Source organism: Streptomyces sp. NPDC059373, assembly GCF_042751495.1.
Classification (GTDB): domain Bacteria; phylum Actinomycetota; class Actinomycetes; order Streptomycetales; family Streptomycetaceae; genus Actinacidiphila.
Window position 1 is genome coordinate 1 of record NZ_JBHYXC010000046.1, and the last position, 20177, is coordinate 20177.

At 69.3% G+C, this 20177-nt stretch carries 20 protein-coding genes and 1 pseudogene; 8 read left to right on the top strand and 13 right to left on the bottom strand.

Annotated features, from left to right (window positions below):
- From ACFXJ5_RS35365 to ACFXJ5_RS35380, 4 genes are all read right to left on the bottom strand, one after another.
- Window positions 1-791, bottom strand: a 791-nt coding sequence (locus tag ACFXJ5_RS35365) for an MFS transporter (protein WP_384640607.1), incomplete at its 3' end; no start/stop codon positions are given.
- Window positions 792-1000: 209 nt separating this feature from the next.
- A complete protein-coding gene (locus ACFXJ5_RS35370) occupies window positions 1001-1177 on the bottom strand; it encodes a hypothetical protein (RefSeq protein ID WP_384640610.1) in 177 nt (58 codons plus the stop codon).
- 11 nt (window positions 1178-1188) lie between these two features.
- Window positions 1189-1977, bottom strand: a complete 789-nt coding sequence (locus ACFXJ5_RS35375) for a maleylpyruvate isomerase family mycothiol-dependent enzyme (protein ID WP_384640613.1) — start codon at window positions 1975-1977, stop codon at window positions 1189-1191.
- 203 nt (window positions 1978-2180) lie between these two features.
- Window positions 2181-3062: a helix-turn-helix transcriptional regulator gene (locus ACFXJ5_RS35380; RefSeq protein ID WP_384640616.1), complete on the bottom strand. Its 882-nt coding sequence runs from the start codon at window positions 3060-3062 to the stop codon at window positions 2181-2183.
- A gap of 89 nt (window positions 3063-3151) precedes the next feature.
- Between ACFXJ5_RS35380 and ACFXJ5_RS35385 the strand changes: the two genes are divergently transcribed.
- The 5 genes and pseudogenes from ACFXJ5_RS35385 (at window position 3152) to ACFXJ5_RS35405 (ending at window position 7948) form a co-directional block, all read left to right on the top strand.
- Window positions 3152-3850, top strand: coding sequence for an SDR family NAD(P)-dependent oxidoreductase (locus ACFXJ5_RS35385; protein WP_384640619.1), 699 nt, complete (start codon window positions 3152-3154; stop codon window positions 3848-3850).
- Window positions 3851-4053: 203 nt separating this feature from the next.
- Window positions 4054-4167 (top strand): annotated as a pseudogene (locus ACFXJ5_RS35390) (IS5/IS1182 family transposase); the annotation flags it as partial.
- 141 nt (window positions 4168-4308) lie between these two features.
- On the top strand, window positions 4309-5655 hold the full coding sequence (locus ACFXJ5_RS35395; protein ID WP_384640747.1) for a flavin-containing monooxygenase: 1347 nt from the start codon (window positions 4309-4311) through the stop codon (window positions 5653-5655).
- Window positions 5652-6530, top strand: a complete 879-nt coding sequence (locus ACFXJ5_RS35400; protein WP_384640622.1) for an SDR family NAD(P)-dependent oxidoreductase — start codon at window positions 5652-5654, stop codon at window positions 6528-6530. Before ACFXJ5_RS35395 ends, ACFXJ5_RS35400 begins: the two co-directional genes overlap by 4 nt.
- Entirely contained in the window at window positions 6506-7948 is a 1443-nt protein-coding gene (locus tag ACFXJ5_RS35405) for an aldehyde dehydrogenase family protein (protein ID WP_384640625.1), read from the top strand. The genes ACFXJ5_RS35400 and ACFXJ5_RS35405 overlap by 25 nt, the downstream gene beginning before the upstream one ends.
- A 50-nt stretch (window positions 7949-7998) precedes the next feature.
- On the opposite strand, the gene ACFXJ5_RS35410 is transcribed toward ACFXJ5_RS35405, so the two are convergent.
- Window positions 7999-9081 (bottom strand): AraC family transcriptional regulator, encoded by a 1083-nt coding sequence (locus ACFXJ5_RS35410; RefSeq protein WP_384640628.1) that lies wholly within the window; start codon window positions 9079-9081, stop codon window positions 7999-8001.
- Between the two features lie 196 nt (window positions 9082-9277).
- Between ACFXJ5_RS35410 and ACFXJ5_RS35415 the strand changes: the two genes are divergently transcribed.
- Window positions 9278-10492 (top strand): MFS transporter, encoded by a 1215-nt coding sequence (locus ACFXJ5_RS35415; RefSeq protein WP_384640631.1) that lies wholly within the window; start codon window positions 9278-9280, stop codon window positions 10490-10492.
- 380 nt (window positions 10493-10872) lie between these two features.
- Window positions 10873-11502: a hypothetical protein gene (locus tag ACFXJ5_RS35420; protein WP_384640633.1), complete on the top strand. Its 630-nt coding sequence runs from the start codon at window positions 10873-10875 to the stop codon at window positions 11500-11502.
- Between the two features lie 146 nt (window positions 11503-11648).
- Here ACFXJ5_RS35420 and ACFXJ5_RS35425 read toward each other — a convergent pair whose 3' ends face one another.
- From ACFXJ5_RS35425 to ACFXJ5_RS35450, 6 genes are all read right to left on the bottom strand, one after another.
- Window positions 11649-12863: a cytochrome P450 gene (locus ACFXJ5_RS35425; protein ID WP_384640636.1), complete on the bottom strand. Its 1215-nt coding sequence runs from the start codon at window positions 12861-12863 to the stop codon at window positions 11649-11651.
- Window positions 12860-14098 (bottom strand): NAD(P)-binding domain-containing protein, encoded by a 1239-nt coding sequence (locus tag ACFXJ5_RS35430; protein ID WP_384640639.1) that lies wholly within the window; start codon window positions 14096-14098, stop codon window positions 12860-12862. The genes ACFXJ5_RS35425 and ACFXJ5_RS35430 overlap by 4 nt, the downstream gene beginning before the upstream one ends.
- Complete coding sequence (locus tag ACFXJ5_RS35435) at window positions 14098-15318, bottom strand: NAD(P)/FAD-dependent oxidoreductase (RefSeq protein ID WP_384640641.1); 1221 nt, start codon at window positions 15316-15318, stop codon at window positions 14098-14100. Before ACFXJ5_RS35435 ends, ACFXJ5_RS35430 begins: the two co-directional genes overlap by 1 nt.
- On the bottom strand, window positions 15315-15509 hold the full coding sequence (locus tag ACFXJ5_RS35440; RefSeq protein WP_384640643.1) for a ferredoxin: 195 nt from the start codon (window positions 15507-15509) through the stop codon (window positions 15315-15317). The genes ACFXJ5_RS35435 and ACFXJ5_RS35440 overlap by 4 nt, the downstream gene beginning before the upstream one ends.
- 213 nt (window positions 15510-15722) lie before the next feature.
- Window positions 15723-16385: a TetR/AcrR family transcriptional regulator gene (locus ACFXJ5_RS35445; RefSeq protein ID WP_384640646.1), complete on the bottom strand. Its 663-nt coding sequence runs from the start codon at window positions 16383-16385 to the stop codon at window positions 15723-15725.
- A 139-nt stretch (window positions 16386-16524) separates the two neighbouring features.
- Window positions 16525-17574 (bottom strand): 2,3-butanediol dehydrogenase, encoded by a 1050-nt coding sequence (locus ACFXJ5_RS35450; protein ID WP_384640648.1) that lies wholly within the window; start codon window positions 17572-17574, stop codon window positions 16525-16527.
- A gap of 123 nt (window positions 17575-17697) precedes the next feature.
- On the opposite strand from ACFXJ5_RS35450, the gene ACFXJ5_RS35455 reads away from it, so the two are divergent.
- Window positions 17698-17916, top strand: a complete 219-nt coding sequence (locus ACFXJ5_RS35455; protein ID WP_384640650.1) for a hypothetical protein — start codon at window positions 17698-17700, stop codon at window positions 17914-17916.
- Window positions 17917-17954: 38 nt separating this feature from the next.
- Here ACFXJ5_RS35455 and ACFXJ5_RS35460 read toward each other — a convergent pair whose 3' ends face one another.
- Complete coding sequence (locus ACFXJ5_RS35460; RefSeq protein WP_384640653.1) at window positions 17955-18719, bottom strand: SDR family NAD(P)-dependent oxidoreductase; 765 nt, start codon at window positions 18717-18719, stop codon at window positions 17955-17957.
- Between the two features lie 100 nt (window positions 18720-18819).
- Window positions 18820-19464, bottom strand: coding sequence for a TetR family transcriptional regulator (locus tag ACFXJ5_RS35465; RefSeq protein WP_384640656.1), 645 nt, complete (start codon window positions 19462-19464; stop codon window positions 18820-18822).
- Window positions 19465-20177: the final 713 nt, after the last annotated feature.

Below are 20177 nucleotides of genomic sequence, written 5' to 3' on the forward strand. Positions count from 1 at the left end.
GCAGGCCCAGGGTCTGCGCTGCTGCGTGCAGGACCTCGGCCACGTAGGGTTACGACCAGCGCCGTCAGGATCGCGTTGCCGAAGCCGAACAGGGCCGCCGCGCCGAACAGGGCGCGCAGCCCGGGGCTGTGGCGCACGTGGCCGAGTCCGGCGCGGATCTCGCCGAGCAGCCGGTGGACCGGCCGCCTGGAGGAAGCCGATGCCGCTTCGCCGATCGGATCGGGTCGGTATCGCAGCAGCGTCACGAGCACGGCCGACGCGGCGTAGCTGACCGCGTCGAGGCAGACAACGGTGGCGAAGCCGAACAGTGCGTACAGGGCGCCGCCGAGCGGGCCGCCGACGAGCCTGACAAGGCCGGTCACCAAGGCGCCCAGTGAGTTCGCCGCCGCGAGCTGCGGGCCGCGCCCGACCACCGCAGGGATCAGGGCGCCGGCGGCCGGGCCGAACAACTGGCTGAAGCAGGACTCCACGACCAGCGCGATGTAGATCAGTCCCACCTGGCCCGGGTGGTGAACCAGCAGCATGACACTGACCGCCGCCATACGCGCCAGGTCCGTGGCAATCATCGTGCGCCGCCGGTCCCACCGGTCCGCGAGCGCACCGGCGATCGGCCCGATCAGCAGCGCGGGAACCGTCCCGGCCGCCAGCGACAGGCCGGTGGCCAGCGTGGAACCGGTCAGCCTCAGCACAAAGTAGGGCGCCGCCATCAGCAGCAACCAGTCACCGATCCCCGAGAGCAACTGTCCGGTGGCTATCAGCCGGAAGTCGCGGATGCTGAGCGCGCGGAACATCACGGACCCCATGTGTCTGGCAGCTGTGATGGGCACGCTACGGTTCCCCCGGCAGCGCAGGTGGCGCAGTTCGCTGAGGGCCGACGGCCAGGCGCGCACAGACCTGCGGCAACGAGCGTGCAGCACACGTGATCACGAATCGGACTCCACGCGACTTTGCCGAAGCCCTGTCCCGCTGCCTCCGTTTACCGGCAATACAAGTCGCTCTGCTAGCCGTCGACTGTGGCCGCAGCTGTCGGAATCACCCTCACACCGGCCTCGCGCAGGGCCATACAGGTCGCGTCGTCTTCCGATGCGTTGATGATGAGCGCATCCAGGTCCTCGGGGCCGCAGATCTTCACCATGCCGGTTCCGGGGAACTTGCTGTTATCGGCCAGGAGCGCCACCTTGTCTCGTCCTACTCCTCCGGCTCCCAAGCGCGGAGCAGGTCGATCAGACCTGCGTCTCCGTCGATCTGCAGGGAGTCCGCCGGGATACGGTCGTACATGAAGAGGACCAGTTCACTGGCCGTGCCGCGGACGGAGACCCCAGCCGCGTCCGGGCCCTCGTCGGCAACGGTGACGGGCGCGGGGATACGGGTGGAGCGTGCGCCTTCGCCGTCGACCGTGAGGCGCCAGGAGTGGCCCTCGGTGGCGTGGAAGTCGAAGGCAGTGGGCTTGTGCGGCCAGGCACTCGTCGTTGCGACGCAGGTGGACAGGAACTCCTCGACACCGTCGAGTGCCACCTCATCCGGCAGCGGCTGCGGGGCACCCGCAGTGACCTGGGCGTCGTAGGTGTGCACCGCGATCTCCTGGAGCTGGTGCCGGGCGACGGCGCAACAGGTCTGCGGCGACTGCGACGCACCCCACCACGTCCAGCAACCGCGATCCGGGCCGGCCTCCCGCAGTGCGTCCAGCAGCTCCTGCGTCGACGCGGCCAACCAGGCCGGCACGGCCTCGCGCTCCCGAGGCGCAGCCGGGGCGCCCTCTGGTGCGGACTTGGCCGGAGCGGCAGGCCCCGCGGCGACGGTGGCGGCCCAGGAGCGGCGCCCCTCGCCCAGATGCTGCACCAGATCGAACAGCGACCACTCCGGGCAGGTCGGCACCTGCACGTCGAGGCTGGGCGCGGAGGCGACCGCGGTGCGGAAGGCGGTCGACCGTTCGTCGATCAGTCGCAGCAGAACGGGGAACTCAAGTGTCGTTGTCACACGGACTCTCTATCATCGCGTTCCGACCATCGGACAGCGGATTTCACAGCTGACGCGGCGAGCGCGCGGCACAGGCCGGGCGCCCTCGGATGACGCCGTGTCCTCATTCTGAAACGATCAGTAAGCCGCCGCCAAGCTGGGGGTACCCACTGACCGACTCAGCGAGGGTGGGGGCGAGGGCTGCCAGGAGATCGGGCGTGTGGTCAGAAGGCAGGCGCGGGTGTGCTGTCGACGTCGGCGACTACGGCGAGCCTGAGCTTGTCCTCATCCGCACTGCCGGGCGATGCGGTAAGGATCACGATCTTGAGCTCGGAATCGCCGTCGGTCAGGACATCGCAGTCCACTTCCACGAGCCCGACCGTGGGATGCTCGACCGTCTTGCGGTCCTCTCGGTGCGCGGCCACCGTACCGCTCGCCCATAGCCGGGCGAATGTCCGATTGCCTGCGGTGAGCACCCGGATCAGCTCTGCCAAGCGTGCGTCATGGGGAAAACGACCGGTCGCGCGGCGCAGATCGGACACGATTGCGAGGTCTGAGCTATCGCTGTTCTGTACGAACACCGGCCACAAGGCGATGCGTACGTGGTCGGAGCCGACCGGGAATCTCTCACGGGCGAAGTTGCGCAGCTCTGGTGGCGAGGTCGACGGGTCACCGAGAAGCGCCGCCCACCCAGGGTTCCACCAGATCATCTGCCAGTCTGCGGCGAACACGGCGACCGCGACGTCTCCGAGCCGGTTCAGTACACGGTGAACGCCCGGCGGGATGCGATCGGGGATCGGCCCGTCATTCGGAGAGACCAGCCCAGCCATGCGGTAGAGGTGGTCACGCTCAGTGCTGGTCAGCTGCAGGGCGTACGCGAGGGAGGCGACCACTTGCGCGGAAGGTGTCGTTGCCCGCCCCTGCTCCAGGCGCACCACGTAATCGACTGATACACCGGCACGCTCAGCGAGTTCCTCGCGGCGCAGACCAGTCGCGCGGCGTGCCCGGCCTGTCGGCAGCCCCACGGACGACGGGGACAGTCGCTCTCGCCAGGCGCGGATCGTCGCGCCCAGTCCAGCCCCCTCCTTCGTCGCCATGTCGTCCATCCTGCCCCATCCCCCTCGATCGTGGTATTGCCGTTCCTACGGTCGAAGTGTCCCTGGCACAGCTCCGGTGCGTTGGGGACGATCGATGCATGACCACCACGTTCATCACCGGAGCCAACAAGGGACTCGGCTACGAGACCGCCCGCCGCCTCATCGAACTCGGTCACACCGTGATCGTGGGAGCCCGCGATCCGGAACGGGGCGCTGCGGCCGCCGCCACGCTGGGCGCGCGATTCGTCCGTATCGATGTCACCGACGACGCCTCCGTCGCCGCCGCGGCGACCGACGTCGCTCAACACGAAGGCGTGATCGACGTTCTGATCAACAACGCCGGCATTCACGGTCCGCACGGCGATCCCAGCGACCTGACCGGCGCGGACGCTCTCAGCGTCTTCGACGTCAACCTCTTCGGTGTGGTCCGGACGACCACAGCCTTTCTTCCGGTGCTGCGCCGGTCGCCGGACCCGGTCATCATCAATGTCAGCAGCGGAACGGGGTCGCTTGCCATCACCCACGACCCGTCGCGAATCGAGTCCTCGGTGGTCGCGCCGCTCTACACCGCCTCTAAGGCGGCCCTCACCATGCTGACCACTCAGTACGCCAAGGCGCTGAAGAACTTTCGTGTCAATGCCGCCGATCCCGGCTACACAGCGACCGATCTCAACGGCCACAGCGGCCCCCAGTCCGTCACCGAAGGCACGGACGCGATCGTCCGCCTCGCGACCGAGAAGCCCGGCTCCGGCTCGGGGCGCTTCATCGACCGCACCGGCCCGATCGACTGGTCCTGATTCCGACAACAAAACGACACGTCCGACCGGTCAAGCACGCCACCGGCCCGCGTCGGCCAAAGGGCTCAAAGTTCCCGTATCCGCAGGCCGCCCCGCGAAGTAACGAGCGTGCCCCTGGTAGTCCTCGCCCAGCGGATCCATCCCCTACCTCCCCTCTTACCAACCTGGCTTTTCTGGTGGGTGGTTGCGGTTGAGGGTGGTGTGCAGGCCAGCAGGCCCTCAACCGGTCTCACTCGAAGATCCGGGCACTGGTCGAGCAGCCCATGGCCACGCTGAAGACATGGCGGCTCCTACACAAGCGGCGATGCTCCATCACGAGCGGCTGCGCGCCCCCAGGGGAGGCAGCCGCTTGGCCGCCGCAGTCCCCTCTGTGGCCGCGCAGGCCAGTTCCCGGTGAACGCCCAGTGAATAGGTTCCCCTCAACACCGGCGAAGCGTGATGAGAGAGGAGGCGGGCTCGTGAAGAAAACCCAGTACGACACATGTGTGATCGGCGCAGGACCTGCCGGGCTGGCGGTCGCGAGGGCGCTGACGGAGCGAAATCTTCCCTATACGCATATCGAGCGACACGCGGGGCCGGGGGGCCTGTGGGACATCGACAATCCCGGTAGTCCGATGTATGAGTCGGCCCATTTCATCTCCAGCAGGACCCTTTCGGGTTTCGGTGGCTGGCCGATGCCGGATCACTTCGCGGACTACCCGTCGCACCGGCGCATCCTGTCCTATCTGACGTCGTTCGCCGAGGCGTACGGACTGACGGACCGGATCGAGTTCGGTGTCGAGGTTCGCAGCGTGGACAAGAATGCGGACGGCACCTGGACGGTCACCCGGGCCGACGGGCGGGAAAGTGTCCACGGGCAGGTCGTGATGTGTACGGGCTCGCAGTGGCATCCCAACGTCCCCGACCTGCCGGGCGACTTCACCGGCGAAATCCGTCACACGGTCGGCTATCGCAGCAGCGACGAGTTGCGCGGCAAGCGCGTGCTCGTGGTGGGGGCCGGGAACTCCGGCTGCGACATCGCCTGTGACGCGGCCCGGTCTGCCGACCACGCGGTGATCAGCATGCGCCGTGGCTACTGGTTCATACCCAAGCACCTGTTCGGCCGGCCGGTGGACACCATCGCCGCCGTTGGACCGAAGCTGCCGATGTGGCTGGAGCAGAAGGTCTTCGGTGCCGTCTTGAGGGTCATCAACGGTGACCCCACCCGCCTGGGCTTGCAGAAGCCCGACCACAAGCTGTTCGAGACCCACCCCGCGCTCAATTCGATGCTGATCCATCACCTTCAGCACGGGGACATCACGGCCAAGCCCGGGATCGCCCGCACCGAAGGCAGCACGGTGCACTTCACCGACGGCACCCGCGACGACTTCGACCTGATCCTGCTGGCGACCGGCTATGTACACAAGGTGCCGGCCGCGCAGAAGTACTTCGGCGACGAGCAGCACCCCGACCTGTACCTGTCGGCTTTCTCCCGTGAGCACGAGGGCCTGTTCGGCGTCGGTTTCGTGGAGACGAACTCCGGCGCGTACAAGCTGTTCGACACCCAGGCGCAGCTGATCGCCGGGTACATCCACGACGCTCAGCACAAGCTGCCGAACACTCAGCGGTTCGCCGGCATGATCCGCAGCGACCGTCCGGATCTGTCCGGCGGCCTGAACTTCGTCGCCTCGCCCCGCCACACCGGTTACGTCGACAGTGGCGCGCTGGTGAAGTACCTGACCAAGGTCGCGGGGGCGATGAGCTGGCGCACCGAAGGCCAGCCGCCGCCGGTGACCTCCGTGCGGCGCAGGGAGACGGTGTCATGAGCGGCTTCGACTTCACCGACAGGGTCATGCTGGTGACCGGCGGCGCCGGTGGGATCGGCAGCGCCATGTGCCGTCGCTTCGCCTTCGGCGGTGCCCGCTGCATCGTCGTCGACATCGACGGGGCACGTGCCAGGAAGGTCGCCGACGAGCTGTCCGGCGCCGGGCATACAGGTATCGGCTGCGACCTGATGGACCGCGCCCAGGTGGAGGATCTCTTCGATCAGGTCGCTGCCGACCACGGCCGCCTGGACGTCCTGGTCAACAACGTCGGTATGACCAGTGCCGAACGCTTCGACGTGCGCAGCGTCGAGAGCATTGAGCAGGAGATCAACCTCAACCTGCTGTCCCCGCTGATCGCGACCAGGCTCGCGATCCCGCTGCTGCGGGCGTCCGGCGACGCCCGGGTGATCACCACTGTGTCCCTGGGCGGGATCTTCCCGCTGGGTGAGACGCCGATCTACACGGCCTCCAAGTTCGGGCTGCGCGGCGCGATGCTCTCGATCGGGCTCGACCTGAGGGACAAGGGCATCCTGGCCGGGTCGGTGCTGCCGTCGGCGACCGACACCCGGATGTTGCGCCAGGAGGCCGTGGACGGCGGAAACTCCCTGCAGTTCCAGGATCAGCCCCAGCAGCCGGCCGACGTCGTGGCAGCCGTGGTGAGCCTGCTGGACAAGCCCCGCCTTGAGGCCTACCCCCGGCCCGGCGAGTCCCGCCTGGTCCGGTTCGCGATGCTCGCACCGAACCTGCTGCCCAAGGTCTTCCCCCTGTTCCGGAAGCGCGGGGATCGCGGCATGGCCCGCTATCTGGAGGACCTGCGCCGCAGAGGGCTGGCGCGCCGGGCGAATGGCCGATGGGAACTGGTGGAGGAAGCATGACCACAGTGGAGAGGCCGTCCATGCTGAGCGTCGTCAACCCCACCACAGGGGAGCTGATCACCACTCTGCCCGCCGCGACGGCCGAGGACATCTCCAAGGCCGTCGAGCAGGCCCAACAGGTCTTCGATGCCGGGGTGTGGTCGCAGCTGCCGGTCCGCGAGCGGAGCGCGGTGCTGCTGCGGCTGGCCGATCTGATGGAGCGCGACGCCGAGATCCTGGCCCGGCTGGACAGTGAGGACGCGGGCAAGCCGATCGCGGAGTGCCGGGCGGGCGACGTACCCGGCGCGATCGAGTCGATCCGCTGGTTCGCCGAGGCGGCCGACAAGGTCTTCGGCCGCGTTGCGCCCACCGGGGCGGATGGCCTGGGCCTCATCAGCCGGGAGCCCATCGGGGTGGTGGCGGCGATTCTGCCGTGGAACTACCCGCTGGCCATGACCGCATGGAAGGTCGGGCCCGCGCTGGCTGCGGGTAACTGCCTGCTGGTCAAGCCCGCCGAGGCGACGCCGCGTTCGGCACTGCGTCTGGCCGCGCTCGCCACCGAGGCCGGTCTGCCGGCCGGAGTACTAACCGTACTTCCCGGCCACGGTTCCGTCGCCGGGTCCGCCCTGGCCCGCAGCCCTGTCGTAGGAGCGCTGTCGTTCACCGGCTCCACCGCCGTCGGGCGGCGCATCCTCAAAGACGCGGCGGAGAGCAACTTCAAGCGCGTCTCGCTGGAGATGGGCGGCAAGAGCCCCCAGGTGCTGATGGCCGACGCCCTCGCGTACGGGGACGAGCTGATCGACGGCATGATCGAGGCAGCGTTCTTGACGATGGGCCAGAACTGCACGGCCGGCTCCCGCATTCTGGTGCACCACAGCATCGCCGACGAGGTCCTGGCCCGCTTCACGGCCGCCGCGAAGCAACTGGTCATCGGCGACCCCGCCCACCCCCGGACTCAAGTGGGCCCCCTCATCAACCGCGCTGCCTTCAACCGGGTCGCGGAAGCCGTGGAGGCCGCCCGGGCCGGCGGAGCCCACATCCACACCTCGGGCCTGCCCCACGGCCTGCCACCACACGGCGCCTACCACCCGCCCACCGTGATCACCGGTGCCCCCGAGGGCAGTGACGTGCTCACCAAAGAGCTGTTCGGGCCCGTCGTGACCATGCAGACCTTCGCTTCGGAGACCGAGGCGATACGTCTGGCCAACGCGACCCCGTACGGGCTCGCGGCCTCCGTGTGGACCCGCGACCTCGACGCCGCCTTCCGCCTGGCACGCGGCATCCAGGCCGGCGTCGTCTCGGTCAACTCCTACAGCGAAGGCGACATCACCACTCCCTTCGGCGGCTGGAAGGAGTCCGGATTCGGCGGCTCGGAGAAATCCACGAACGCCTTCGAGCAGTGGACCAGGGAGAAGACCGTCTGGATCCGCACCCGCTGACCACACCACGCAGCAGGCCTCAGGCAGCCTCTGCCGACGTCAGCTTCGCACTACCCGTTGTGCACTGACCGGTCTCGCTCCAGCATCTGCTCCCGCAGGTGCAGCGGGGAGGTGCCGTGCCAGCGGCGCACCGCTCTGCGCAGCGCGCGTTCGTCGGAGAATCCGGCCCGACGGGCGATATCACGCAAGGTCAGTTCCGGGCGGTGCAGCAGATGTTCGACACGTTCGCGACGTACCCCGTCGACGAGCGCCTCGTAGGTGGTGTCACAGTCGGCCAGCCGCCGGCGCAGCGTCCGCTCGCTCGTCGCGTGCCGACGCGCCTGTTCGGCGAACGAGGGGACCACCGGGAGATTCTGCGCGATGGAGATCTCCAGAACTTCCAGCAGTTCCTGCTGGTCACGACGTGAAGCCATGTGTGCGTCGAGCGTCTCCAGAGCCGACACGTAGGTCACCGGATCTCGGCCGGGCATCCGAGCCCGGGCCCACGCAGGGTCGATGACAAGACGGCTGACAGGGGCGCCGAAGCGCACCGGACAGCCGAACAGAGCACCGTACAGCTCCCTTTGGCGTGGTGGGGGGAAGGCGAACTCCACCACCCTGGGCGCGAAGGCCGGGCCCACGGTCAGCCGGGCCAGCGTGAGCACGGAGGTCAGCCCCTCCTCGATCAGGAAGACGGCGACGGCCGGGTCCATGGCAGGATCGGGGAGGTCGGCACACAGAACGAAAGCGTCGTCATCCAGGCTGGTCGACCACACCACCATCGCCCCGGACAGGTTCTGGTACTTCACTCCGGTCTCTATGGCGTGTCGCAGAGTGTCGCTGGCCATCAGGGCGAAGCCGAGCAGGCCCCAGGCGGTCAGGTGCTGTACTGCTCCCACCTTCATCCCCAGGTGCTCGTCACCGGTGAGCTCGATCGCGCGGCGGATCACCACGCTGCCCTGCCTGTAGGAGACCCGCAGGGCCGCCGAGCGCATGACGGTCTCGTCCAGCCCGACCTGCTTCAGCAGCGGCCGGATATCGATGCCGCGCTCCTCGGTGACCACGGCGAGATAGCGCAGGATGTTCGGCTGGATCGTCGCCGACGTGCTGCGGCTGGTTCCCGGAGGGTTCGCCGGGCCGGGGGCAGAGGGCATCGCACTCACCTTCTCCTGGGCGCACCACTGTAGACATCCGGGCGTCATCGGTCCCGTGGCTGGCCCCTGAAGTCCCCCATGCGGCCCCTGGCGCCCTGCGCTCGCTGCCCGCGCGTGGCTACCGTTTCCGCAACCCGCAACCCATTGTTTCGCCGGTTATTCCACCGCACGCAGGAAATGAAGGTGAGGCGGCATCATGCCCTCTAACGTACTGGCCCCGGCGGCGTCCGGGCGCATGGTTTCCATGGTCGGCGCCCGGCGGGTCACGACCGTCGTATTTGCTGCACAAGGCGCCTCCGTGGCCGCAGTGTTCACGACCGTCCCTGCTGTCACCGAACACCTGAAACTGACCCCGCTGCTGACGACCGCCATATTGGTCGCGGTCGCACTGATGGCGGGGGCCGGCAGCTTCGCGGGGCTGGCCGCGATCCGCCGTGTCGGCCTGGTTGCGACGATGCGGGGGGCTGTACTGACGGTCGCCACTGCGCTTGTGCTGATCGGCTGGGCTCCCGATCAGGCCACGGTCATAGGCGCGTACATCCTTTTCGGGCTCGCCGTCGGCGCCCTCGATGTCAGCGCCAACACCCGGGCCGCAGCAATAGAACGCGCCTACGGTCGCAGCGTTTTCGGCTCCTTTTACACGGCCTGGAGCGCGGCCGGCGTGGCCGCGGCCCTGTTGACCGCCGGGGCAGCGCGGCTGGACTGGCCCGTCGCCCACAGCCTGACCGCCCAGGCAGGCATTGTCCTGCTCCTTGCCGCCTGTATTCGCACGCACCCTCTCCCAGCCTCCGAGGATCCTTCGGACGCGGTGGCGCAGGCACCGCTCGGGCGGCGTGTGTGGGTGCGCATCATCCCCTTCGGCCTGGTCCTCCTGGTCGTCTACGTTGTCGACTCCACCGTTTCGGCCTGGTCAGCGGTCTACCTCCGGCAGACCCTCTCCGCGTCCCTCGCCGTCGCGCCGCTGGCGTACGCGGCCTACCAGGCCGGCACAGTCATCGGGCGGGCCTGCGCCGATCGGCTCGTGCAGAAGATCGGGGCGGTCGCGGTCGTCCGCACCGCGACACTGCTGACCGCCGGCGCCCTGGCATGCCTGGCCGCCGCGCCGAGCTGGCCCTTCGCGGTCCTCGCGGTCGGCCTGGTCGGCCTGGGGGTGTCCGCACTGGCCCCGCTGTGCCTGGCCTCCGCTGCACGGCTGCGCCCTGCGAACTCGGAGGCGATCCTGGCACGCCTGAATCTCTTCAACTACATCGGCGTCATCACTGGTGGAGCTGTCAGCGGGCTCCTCGGCTCCACCGGCCACTTTCGTCTGGCGTACGCGGTTCCGGCCGCCCTGGTAGCTCTTCTTCCTGCCGCCGCCCGCCACTTCACCCAGCCCGCACCCACTCGGCCCACTGTGGTTGCGGTGCCCTGACGCGGGCCCACGGCCCGCCCCGCCGGGCCCCGCCTTGACCCGCTCACCGATCCTGACCACCGCGCTGCCCCGCGTCGCGTAGCCAAACAGCGCCTGCGCGGGTGGCTCCATGCGCTCGTGTTTCCCGTCGTTCTGACGGGGGGCATCATCCCGCTCACCGTCGCCCGCTCGCTGTGGGCCAGAGCCGCCTGCGGGATCTCTGCTCAGCTGTGTGACCTGCCGTTTGCGCACGCCTTCGCTTGTGTGAAGCCGCGTAGCACCACCAGCATCACCGCTCTCGTCCAGGCAGTCCTCGCCCGGCACTTCAACACCTCAAACTGACGTTGGAAAGGGCTCATTGTGTCGCCCGGACCAGGTTCGCGATGTCGTCCACGCCTTCAATGAGCGGGGGTTCGACGGGCTGGACCCAGAAGGGAGGGGGACGCGCCCAGACGATCAATGACGAGGTGCGCGAGTACATCTGCCTGATCGCCCGGACGTGCCCCGCCGACTGGAAGATCGCCGCGTTCTCCTCCTGGAGCCTGAGCCAGCTCACCGACCACGTGGTCAAGGAGAAGGTGACCGTGGCCATCAGCCGGGAGGCCCTGCGCCGGATCCTGGGCGCCGGCAAGATCTCCTGGAAGACCACCACCACGTGGAAGGCGTCCACCGATCCGGAATTCATGGCCAGGATGCACCGCGTCCTGGCGCTGTACGACACACCGCCCGCCGACGGACGGGCAGTCTGCGTCGACGAGTTCGGGCCGGTGAGGCGTCCGCGCAGACTGCGAGCCACCTACAACCGGTACAACGGCGTGACGCACATGCTCGCCGCCCTCGATCTGACTACCGGCAAGCTGCACTACCGCGTCCGCCCGCGCAAGCGCTGGCAGGAGTTCCTCGAGCTCCTCAAGGCCCTGCGCCCTGCTGGCCCGGGGAGAAGCTGTACGTGGTCCTGGACAACTTCTCGGCCAGGTAGGTCGTGGCGAACGCGCCGGCGGATGGGCCGAACAGGGCGTCGGCCGCGCTGAGGCCGACGCCCGCGTTCAGCAGTCCGGACAGCACGACGGCACGCGTCTGACGAGGCCCGTCGGTTCGGACTCGCTCATGAGTCGACTCCTGGAACAGTGCGGGCGAGTCAGCGCCGGGACGAACCTCGTGCTTCCGCGGAGCGGGCCTAGCGGGTGACCATGAGCTTGCGGACGCCGTAGTTGGTGCCGGTGAAGTCCATCGGGACCTCTTCCAGCGGGGTGGCGAGCCGCAGGTTGGGGAAGCGTGCGAAGAGCTTGGGCAGGACGGTCCTCAGCTCGGCGCGCGCGACGTTCTGCCCGAGGCAGGCGTGGACGCCGTAGCCGAACCCCATGTGGCGGACCATCTTGCGGTCGATGTCGAGGGTGTCGGGGTTGTCGAAGGCGCGGGGGTCGCGGTTGGCGGCGTTCATGGCCACCACCACCAGCTCGCCCTTCTTGATCTGCGCACCGCCGATCTCCAGGTCCTCCAGGGCCACCCGGCCGAGACCGAACTGCACGATGGTCAGGTACCGCATCAGCTCCTCGATCGCAGGCCCCGCCTTCGCGGGCTGGTCCAGCAGCTTCTGCCGCTGCTCCGGGTGGGTGAGCAGGGTCAGCGTGGACAGTCCCATCATGGCGGCGGTGGTGTCGTGGCCGGCGAAGAGCAGCAGGACGCCGAGGCCGATCAGCTGCCGCTCGGACAGGATGGAGTCCTCGCCGTCGGTCTTGTTGATCAGTTCGGCGAGGATGCCGGTAGTGTCGCCGGTGCGGCGTTTGTCCGCCACGAGGTGGGTGATGTAGTCGACGAGCCAGTGGGCGCCCTTGTCGCGCTCCTCCTTGGTCTTGCCCATGTCCATCATGTCCACGGTGGCGTGGTGGAAGCCGTCGCGGTCCTCGTACGGGACGCCGAGCAGCTCACAGATCATCAGGCAGGGGATGGGCAGCGACATCGCCTGGACGAAGTCGAAGGTCTCGGGCCCGGCGGCGATGGCGTCGAGGTGTTCGTCGACGATCTTGTCGAGGTACGGCTGGAGCTTGTTCTGAACGGCCTTGGGGGTGAAGCGGGCCGTCAGCAGGCGGCGGTAGGCGCCGTGATCGGGCTCGTCCATGAAGACGAAGCCCACGTCGAACGGCGCGTTCTCGTGGTCCTCGACCTCCTCGCCTTCGGGGGTGTCGTGGCGGTGGCGCTTGGCGCTCATCCGCGGGTCGTTGAAGACCTGGCTGCCCTCTTCGAAGCGGGTGACCAGCCAGCCGGTCGTGCCGTTGGGGTAACGCACGGGGACGATGGGCTGGTCCTCGCGCAGCTGGGTGAACTCGGGGGGCGGGTCCAGCGGACAGCTCGGGTCGCGGGTGACGGGCTGGTTCACAATGGTGTCGGTCATCGGGACTCCTTGGCGGTGCTGTGTGCGGCGATGGCGGCGGAGACGCCGCGGTGGGCGGAGGTGGCGTTGCCCCAGCCGACGTAGAAGGCCAGTTGCAGGACCGCCTCGCTGAGTTGATCCGTCGTCAGTTCTTCATTGGTGAGGGCGCCTTGGACCTGGATCTGCATCAGATCCGCGCGGCCGAGGGCGGCGGTGGCGCCGATGACCAGCAGCCGGCGGTCGCGTACGGAAAGGTTCGGACGGCTCCAGATGTCGCCGAAGAGGTGCTGGACGGTTTCTGCGGTGTACGGATCCAGCTGCTCGGGCATCGACGCGGCGAACCCCGGGCCGTAGACCGCGTCCATCATCGCCAGGCCGCGCTGAAGGGGGTCGGCGGTGGCCTGCGGGGCCGGTTCGGCGGCCAGCCCGAGGGTGTGATCGGCCTCCGCGCGGGTCGCGTCGACCAGGGGGGTGTCGACGCCGAGCTCGGCAGCCAGGTCGCGGGCGGCGTCGAGGTCCTTGGTCATGAGCGGTTGGATCTGCCGGGCGACGCGCTCGGGCAGGGTGCCGTCGGCGCCGCGCATGCGCAGCAGCTGGAGCAGGGTCCGGCCCTCGGGGTCGGCGGTGTCGATGACTTCGGCCAGCCGCTCGGGGGCGACATCCGCTGCGGCGGCGAGCGCTGCGGCCTCGGTGACGGTGCGCCAGGTTCCGTAGGTGACGACGTTGCGGGCGATCTTGGTGGCCATGCCGGCGCCCAGAGGGCCGCAGTGCACGACCTTCTTGGCCCAGTCGTCCAGGACGGGCCGGGCGTGGTCGACCACGGACTGCTCGCCGCCGATGATGGCGACCATGCCGTGCTCGGCGGCCTTGTCGCCGGGGGTGACGCCGCAGTCGAGGAAGCCGACCTCACTTTTGGCGCACAGGTCGGCCAGTTCGCGGACGACGGGCAGGGCGACGGTGGACTGCAGCACGATCGTCAGGCCCGGGTGGGCGCCCGACAGCAGACCGCCGTCCCCGGCGATGACCGTACGGGCCTGGGCGGCGTTGACCACCGCGACCATCACCACGTCGGCGGCCTTGGCCACGTCGGCGGGGGAAGCCAGCGGGGCGGGGACACCGTCCAGCTCGTCGGAGGCGTCCGGCCTTATGTCGTACACCGCCGGGACCCGCCCGCTGCGGGCCAGGCTGACGGCGACTCCCCCGCCGATCATGCCCAGTCCGACGACTCCGGCCCTGAGCGCTCGGTTGTTCGTCATCACGCGTTCCTTCCGATGAGAGCGGTGTCGCCGGCCTGGTCCCACTCGGCCGCCTCGGCGACGAGTGCGCGGTACGTGCGGGTGGCGCGGGGCAGGTTGACGCCGACCACGCCGCACACCCGGCCGCCCTTGCCGTAGAGCGCGACGAGTTTGCGGTCCTCGACGCTGCCCTCGACGATCCGCACCTCGTCCGCGCCGCGCGTACGGCCGTAGATCTGGATCTTCAGGTCGTACTGGTCGGACCAGACGTAGGGCACCGGGTCGAAGGGCGCTGCCTTGCCCGGGCCGGCCAGGATGTTGCGGGCCACGGCCAGGCCCTGCTCGGAGGCGTTGGTCCGGTGCTCGATCCGGGTCGGCTCACCGGTGCGCGGGTGCAGCCAGCAGGCGACGTCCCCGGCCGCCCACACCCCGTGGCCGGCGTAGAGGGTGGCGTCGCACTCCACGCCGTTGGCCGCCGCGATGCCGCTGCCCTCCAGCCACGCGGTGCCGGGCCGGGCGCCGATGCCGACCAGGACCTCGTCGGCCTCGACCACGCGGCCGTCCGCGAGCCGGACTCCCGTGGCCCGGCCGTTCTTGGCGAGGATCTCCTTGACCAGTACGCCCGCCACGATGCGCACCCCGTGTTCGAGGTGGACGTCGGAGAGCATCTGCCCCAGCTCGGGGCCGAGCGCGTCGGCCAGGGGCACCGCGACATCGGTGACCATGGTGACCTCGGCGCCCAACGTCCGGGCCACCGCGGCCGCTTCGGCGCCGACGAATCCGGATCCCACGATCACCAGGCGAGGCCGCGTGCCGAGCGCATCGCGGAAGGCAAGCGCGTCCTCCAGTGTGCGCAGCACGTGCACTCCGGCCACGCCCTCGGTCCCCGGCAGCCGCCGGGCCGCTGCACCGGTGGCCACCACCAGCGCGTCGTAGCCGACCCGGGTGCCGTCGGACAGCTTTACCTCGCGGGCCGCGGTGTCCAGCGACTCCGCCCGGACACCGAGCCGCAGCTCCAGGCCGAGCGCCTCGACCGCCTCGGGGGTGCGCAGCAGGAGACGTTCGCTGTCCCACTCGCCGGACAGCAGTTGCTTGGACAGCGGCGGCCGGTCGTACGGAAGGTGCTCCTCCTCGCCGATCAGCGTCAGGCGTCCGGTGAAGCCCTCCCGGCGCAGCCCCTCGGCCGCGGCCAGACCGGCCGCCGAGGCGCCCACCACGACGGCCCGGGACACGCCGGTCACGCGCTTACCTCGATCGCGGCCGCCGGGCAGACCGCCGCGGCTTGCACGACGTTGTCGTACTGCTCCTGGGGCGGGTTGTCGTCGAGCAGGACGACGATGCCGTCCTCGTCCCGCTGGTCGAAGACATCAGGCGCGGCCAGAACACACTGGCCCGCGCCGCAGCACTTGTCGAAATCGATGGAAATTTCCATGGGAATTACCTCCGTCAAGCCCCCTATCAGGGGCGACGCCGGTCAGGAGTCCAGGGCAATCTGGTTGCCTCAGTCACCTAACTAAGTTCAGTTACGACTGTACTGCTCGCCTGCGGCATCGGCGAATCACCCACGGAGTGAGACAGGTCACAGCGCAAAGGGGTGCGGAAGGCATGTCAAGGCACGGCGGCGGCCGGTCCGTGCGGACGAGCGTTACGGCTGTTCGTCGCTCCCCGCGTCGCCGGCCGTGCCCGCCAGGATGGCCTTGACCTGGCGCGAGGCAGCGGTCTCGGCGGGTGCCGACGGCAAGAGCGGCGATTTGCCAGGAGCGACGAGCAGGTCGATCAACCCGTCGGCCAGGTTCAGCGTCAGGGCTTCGGTCGAGTCGTCGCGGAACAGGCTGTGGTGGAGCGCCACCGTGCCGTGCAGTCCGGCCCACAGCGTCTGCGCCGCCTGCTCGACCGGCTGGGACAGCGCGTAACCGGACACTTGACACCTCAAGAGCCCGGCACGAAGGCTGGCCGAGACGTGGCGGGCGGGATGCGCGCTGATCCTGGAGGCCTCGACCACCGGCTGGCGCACCTCGAACATGAGCCGGTAGTGGCCGGGATTGTTCAGGGCGAACCGGCAGTAGGTCTGCGCCTGCGCCCGCAGCCGCTCGCGGGGACCGGCGCCGTCGGCAGCCTCATCCGCGGCGGCCATCCTGGCGACGAGATCGTCGTACTTGTCCGACAGGGCGGCCCATACCAACTCGGCCTTGTCCGCGAAGTGCAGATAGATGCTCGGAGCCGCGACCCCGACCTCCTTGGCGACCGCCCGGATGGTCAGTTTGTCGACACTCCCCCACTCCATCAGCAGGCTGTTGACCGCGGCCACAATCTCCCTACGCAACTGCTCGCCCTGCCCCCGAGGGCTGCGTGTCCTGCCTGAGCCGCCCCTCGCCGCCCGCGCCGCCGCCACCGGTCACCACCTCCGACGCAGAGCCTACGTCGGACGGCGGAACCGATGCGGAACGTCAGGGGTGGACGAGGATCTTCACGTGGGCGTCGCCGTGGTGGAGCAGTTCCTCGTAGCCGTGTTCCTGGGCTTCTTCCAGAGAGATGCGGTCGGTGATGAGCGCGTGGGGGTTCAACCGTCCGTCGCGTACGGCCTCGATCACGGCGGGGAAGTCCGGGCCGTTGTAGCCGAAGCTGCCCGTGTAGTTGACCTCGGTCATCATCAGCAGATTGGGGTCGAACTGCGCGGGGCGCCCGGCGGCGACGGTGATGGCGCTGCCACCCTTGCGCAGGACGCCCAGGAGCGCGTCGATGGCCGGCTTTCCGGCGCCGGAGGCTTCGAAGGAGGCGTCGACACCGCTGGAGACGTGCTGACGCACGCGGGCGACCACGTCTTCCTGGGTGGGGTCCAGGACCAGATCGGCGCCGAAGTCGTGGGCGAGCCGCTTGCGCGCCGCGCTGACCTCGCTGACCGCGACGAAGCCGGCGCCCTGCGCCTTGGCGGCCATCAGCAGACCCAGGCCGATGGGGCCCGCGCCGATGACCACGGCGCTGTCGCCGGGCCTCAGGGCTGCGCGGCGTACGGCGTGCCAGGCGACGGTGAGCGGTTCGATGAGGGCGGCGGTCTCCGTGGAGATGCCCTCGGGGATGAGATGGACGCGGTCAGCGGGTACGACGACGTACTCGGACATGCCGCCGCCTCCGCCCATCAGGCCGATGAAGCCGAAGTTCTCGCACAGGTTGTACTCGCCGCGCAGGCACGCCGGGCAGGTCCCGTCGGACACCAGCGGCTCCACCGCGACGACCGTGCCCTCGTCGATGCCGGAGACATCGTCGGCGGCGGCGACCACACGGCCGGCGAATTCGTGGCCCTGCACATGCGGGCCCTTCTCGCCGAAGAGCGGGTGGGCGTAGTCGTCGGGGATCTGGCCGTCCGCGTAGTTGTGGAGGTCGGAGCCGCAGATACCGGCCCATTCGACCTTGATCTTGACGGTGCCCGGCCGGATCTGCGGCTCGGGGATGTCATCGACGCGGAGGTCCTTGGGGCCGTGAAGACGCAGTGCACGCATGGGGGTGGTCCTATCGGTACGTAGTGGTGGCTGAGATCACCACCGTTCGACTCTTTGTCATCGAATGCCGTTCAGGTCGGGAGATGAGCACGCAGCCGGGGCACCGCGCTCACCGAGCGGCTCATGGACGCCACCCGTCTCGAAGTCACCTACGAGGCGCTGCGGCTCGCCACCGGGAAAGACGTCGGTGCCACCTCGGCGGACGAGGTGGCCAAGGCGGTCGTCCGTCCGCTGCTCGCCGTCCCCGAGACCCGGGCTTTCAGCGGCGAGGTCCGGCGACGGCATGTCCTTGAGCGACACGATCCGCGCGGCGCTCCGTATCGCCGAGGCGGGCCTGCCTGACAGCGAGGTCACCGCCCGAAGGGCTGACCGGCCTGTCGTCAGCGCATCATCAGGGTGCCGCCGTCGACGGGGAAGACCTGCCCGGTCATGAAGTGGGAGGCCTCGCTGGCGAGGAAGGCGAGCACCGGCACGAAGTCGCGTTCGATGTCGCCGAGTCTGCCGCCGATCGGGACGGCCTTCGCCATCATGGCGTCGTGCGCGGCGAGCTGCTCCGACGACATCGAGGCGCGGGTGGTGTCGTACATCGGCGTCCAGATGGCGGGGGCGATGGCGTTGACGGTGATGCCGTACCGCCCCCACTCGACGGCCACCGACCGCACCCAGGCGACGACCGCGCCCTTGCTGGCTGCGTACGCGGCCTTCTGCGGATACCCCTGCACTCCGGCGGCGGAGGCGAAGTCGATGATCTGGCCGCCATTGCCCTGGAGATGGCGGAAGGCGGCAAGGTTGGTGAGGAAGGTGCCCGTGGCGTTGATGGCCATGACCTTCTCCCAGGTACCGGCTTCGATGGCCTCGGCCGGGCCACCCGGGGCGATGCCCGCCGCGTGCACCAGGACGTCCAGGCCGCCCAGCCGCTGCACGGCCTGGTCGATCGCGGAGTCCACGGACTCCTTACTGGAGACGTCGCAGGTGACGAAATCGGCGCCGGCGTCGGCCGCGATCTTCTGGCCGGCGTCGGCGGAGAGGTCGAGGGAGACGACCCGGGCGCCGAGTCGGGGGAAGGCGCGGACGAGTCCCTCGCCCATCCCGCTGGCCCCTCCCGTGATCACGATGCGACGGTTCCGGAGCTGCTGATCGGTCATGGCGATTCTTTCTGCTCGCTGTCGCGCCACCGATGTCCGGGCGCGCGCCCCCACTTTACGTCACTGAGCGACGAAGTGGCGCACTGCGACAAAAACAGGATCAGCCGTTCCGCCCCAGCCCGGCCGAGACGATGCGCAGCGTCCGGCGCAGCACCTCGGCGCCGCGCAACGCACCCTCGCCCTGCTGCCAGGCGTACTCCTCCATTGCCGTGCGCAGAGCGGCGTTCGCCATCGCAGCCTCGAGACGCGGGTGCAGATCGGTGGGGGCCTCGGCTGTGCGCCGGGCGATCGCGTGGACCAGTAGCTCCTCGATCTCGTTGTTGACCTGGAGCCACACCCGGTGCAGAGCCGGTTCACTGCGGGTGAGCCGCACGATCCGCATGATCATCCCGGTGCCCGGCCAGTGGGTGCTGTTGTGTACGGAGGCGTGCTCCAGTGCTTGCGCCAGCGGCTCGTCGTGCGGACGGCGGTCGAGTTCCTCGACGGTGCCCACCAGACCGCTGGACAGCAGTGGCACCACGGCCTCCTCCTTGGTGGAGAAGTACCGCCAGAAGGTGCGTGAGGAGACACCCGCTTCCTGGGCGATGTCCTCCGCGGACGTGGCGCTGAAGCCGCGCTCGGCGAACAGGCGCGCCGCCACCTCCGCGATCTCCAGCCGCGTCTCGGCCTTGCGACGCTCCGTCAGCGCCGGCCTGCCGCCGCGCCCCGAAGTCCGGGGCTTCCGCTGGGGTACGGGCTCCGACACGTCTCGTACCTTCCTGTCGTTCCTGTCGTTCCTGTCCGAATGCGTCGCGGGCCAACGGTCAGCGCGCTTGAGAACAGTACGGCCCACCGCTTCTCCAACTCGTCCGCAGCGCGCTCGCGGCCCCTGCGCGGCCCGTCTTCCGTGCCGGGGTCGGCAGAGACGGGCCTCTGCTGCCCCGCGTCCGGGCGGCCCGCAGGCCCAGCAGGCCGCATCACAACAGCACAAGAGCAGTGATCGCCAGGTGATCAGAGAGACCACCCCTGCCGCATGCCGTGTCGCCACCCGCTCGCATCCGATGCAAATGCGTGAGCTTGGGGGATCAGAAGCAGGCACTGCCGCATCCGTTCGCCGGGTTTCAGCACAATAAAGCGGGCGTATTGTCCGTATATGGGTGATATTCGGTGCGGCTGGTGCGGCGCAGCCCTTCCGGAGTCGGCGGGACGTGGCCGCCAGCACTGCCGAGATGCCCACCAGCAGGCAGCCTGGCGGGCGCGGCGTCGATGGCAGGCGGCAGGTGCGCGGCGGAAGACGGCTTTGGTGGGTGCGGACCTCCTGGGTGAGGTGCAGGCTCTGGCGAGACGGGTGGGTGAGCTTGCCTCTCCGTCGGGGCCGGCTGCGGGGTGTCACTGTGCCGTGGTTGCCGGTGTGCCGCAGCCGGCGGGGCAGCTGGTGCGCTCGGCGTCGCCGGCCGACCGGCAGGCCGGAGTGAGCTG

Bases quoted from the DNA above. Each gene is read 5' to 3' on its own strand.
- ACFXJ5_RS35380 (WP_384640616.1), bottom strand. From the start codon at position 3,062: ATGGACGACATGGCGACGAAGGAGGGGGCTGGACTGGGCGCGACGATC.
- ACFXJ5_RS35385 (WP_384640619.1), top strand. From the start codon at position 3,152: ATGACCACCACGTTCATCACCGGAGCCAACAAGGGACTCGGCTACGAG.
- ACFXJ5_RS35400 (WP_384640622.1), top strand. From the start codon at position 5,652: ATGAGCGGCTTCGACTTCACCGACAGGGTCATGCTGGTGACCGGCGGC.
- ACFXJ5_RS35405 (WP_384640625.1), top strand. From the start codon at position 6,506: ATGGGAACTGGTGGAGGAAGCATGACCACAGTGGAGAGGCCGTCCATG.
- ACFXJ5_RS35410 (WP_384640628.1), bottom strand. From the start codon at position 9,081: ATGCCCTCTGCCCCCGGCCCGGCGAACCCTCCGGGAACCAGCCGCAGC.
- ACFXJ5_RS35415 (WP_384640631.1), top strand. From the start codon at position 9,278: ATGCCCTCTAACGTACTGGCCCCGGCGGCGTCCGGGCGCATGGTTTCC.
- ACFXJ5_RS35420 (WP_384640633.1), top strand. From the start codon at position 10,873: ATGAGCGGGGGTTCGACGGGCTGGACCCAGAAGGGAGGGGGACGCGCC.
- ACFXJ5_RS35425 (WP_384640636.1), bottom strand. From the start codon at position 12,863: ATGACCGACACCATTGTGAACCAGCCCGTCACCCGCGACCCGAGCTGT.
- ACFXJ5_RS35430 (WP_384640639.1), bottom strand. From the start codon at position 14,098: ATGACGAACAACCGAGCGCTCAGGGCCGGAGTCGTCGGACTGGGCATG.
- ACFXJ5_RS35440 (WP_384640643.1), bottom strand. From the start codon at position 15,509: ATGGAAATTTCCATCGATTTCGACAAGTGCTGCGGCGCGGGCCAGTGT.
- ACFXJ5_RS35450 (WP_384640648.1), bottom strand. From the start codon at position 17,574: ATGCGTGCACTGCGTCTTCACGGCCCCAAGGACCTCCGCGTCGATGAC.
- ACFXJ5_RS35455 (WP_384640650.1), top strand. From the start codon at position 17,698: ATGGACGCCACCCGTCTCGAAGTCACCTACGAGGCGCTGCGGCTCGCC.
- ACFXJ5_RS35460 (WP_384640653.1), bottom strand. From the start codon at position 18,719: ATGACCGATCAGCAGCTCCGGAACCGTCGCATCGTGATCACGGGAGGG.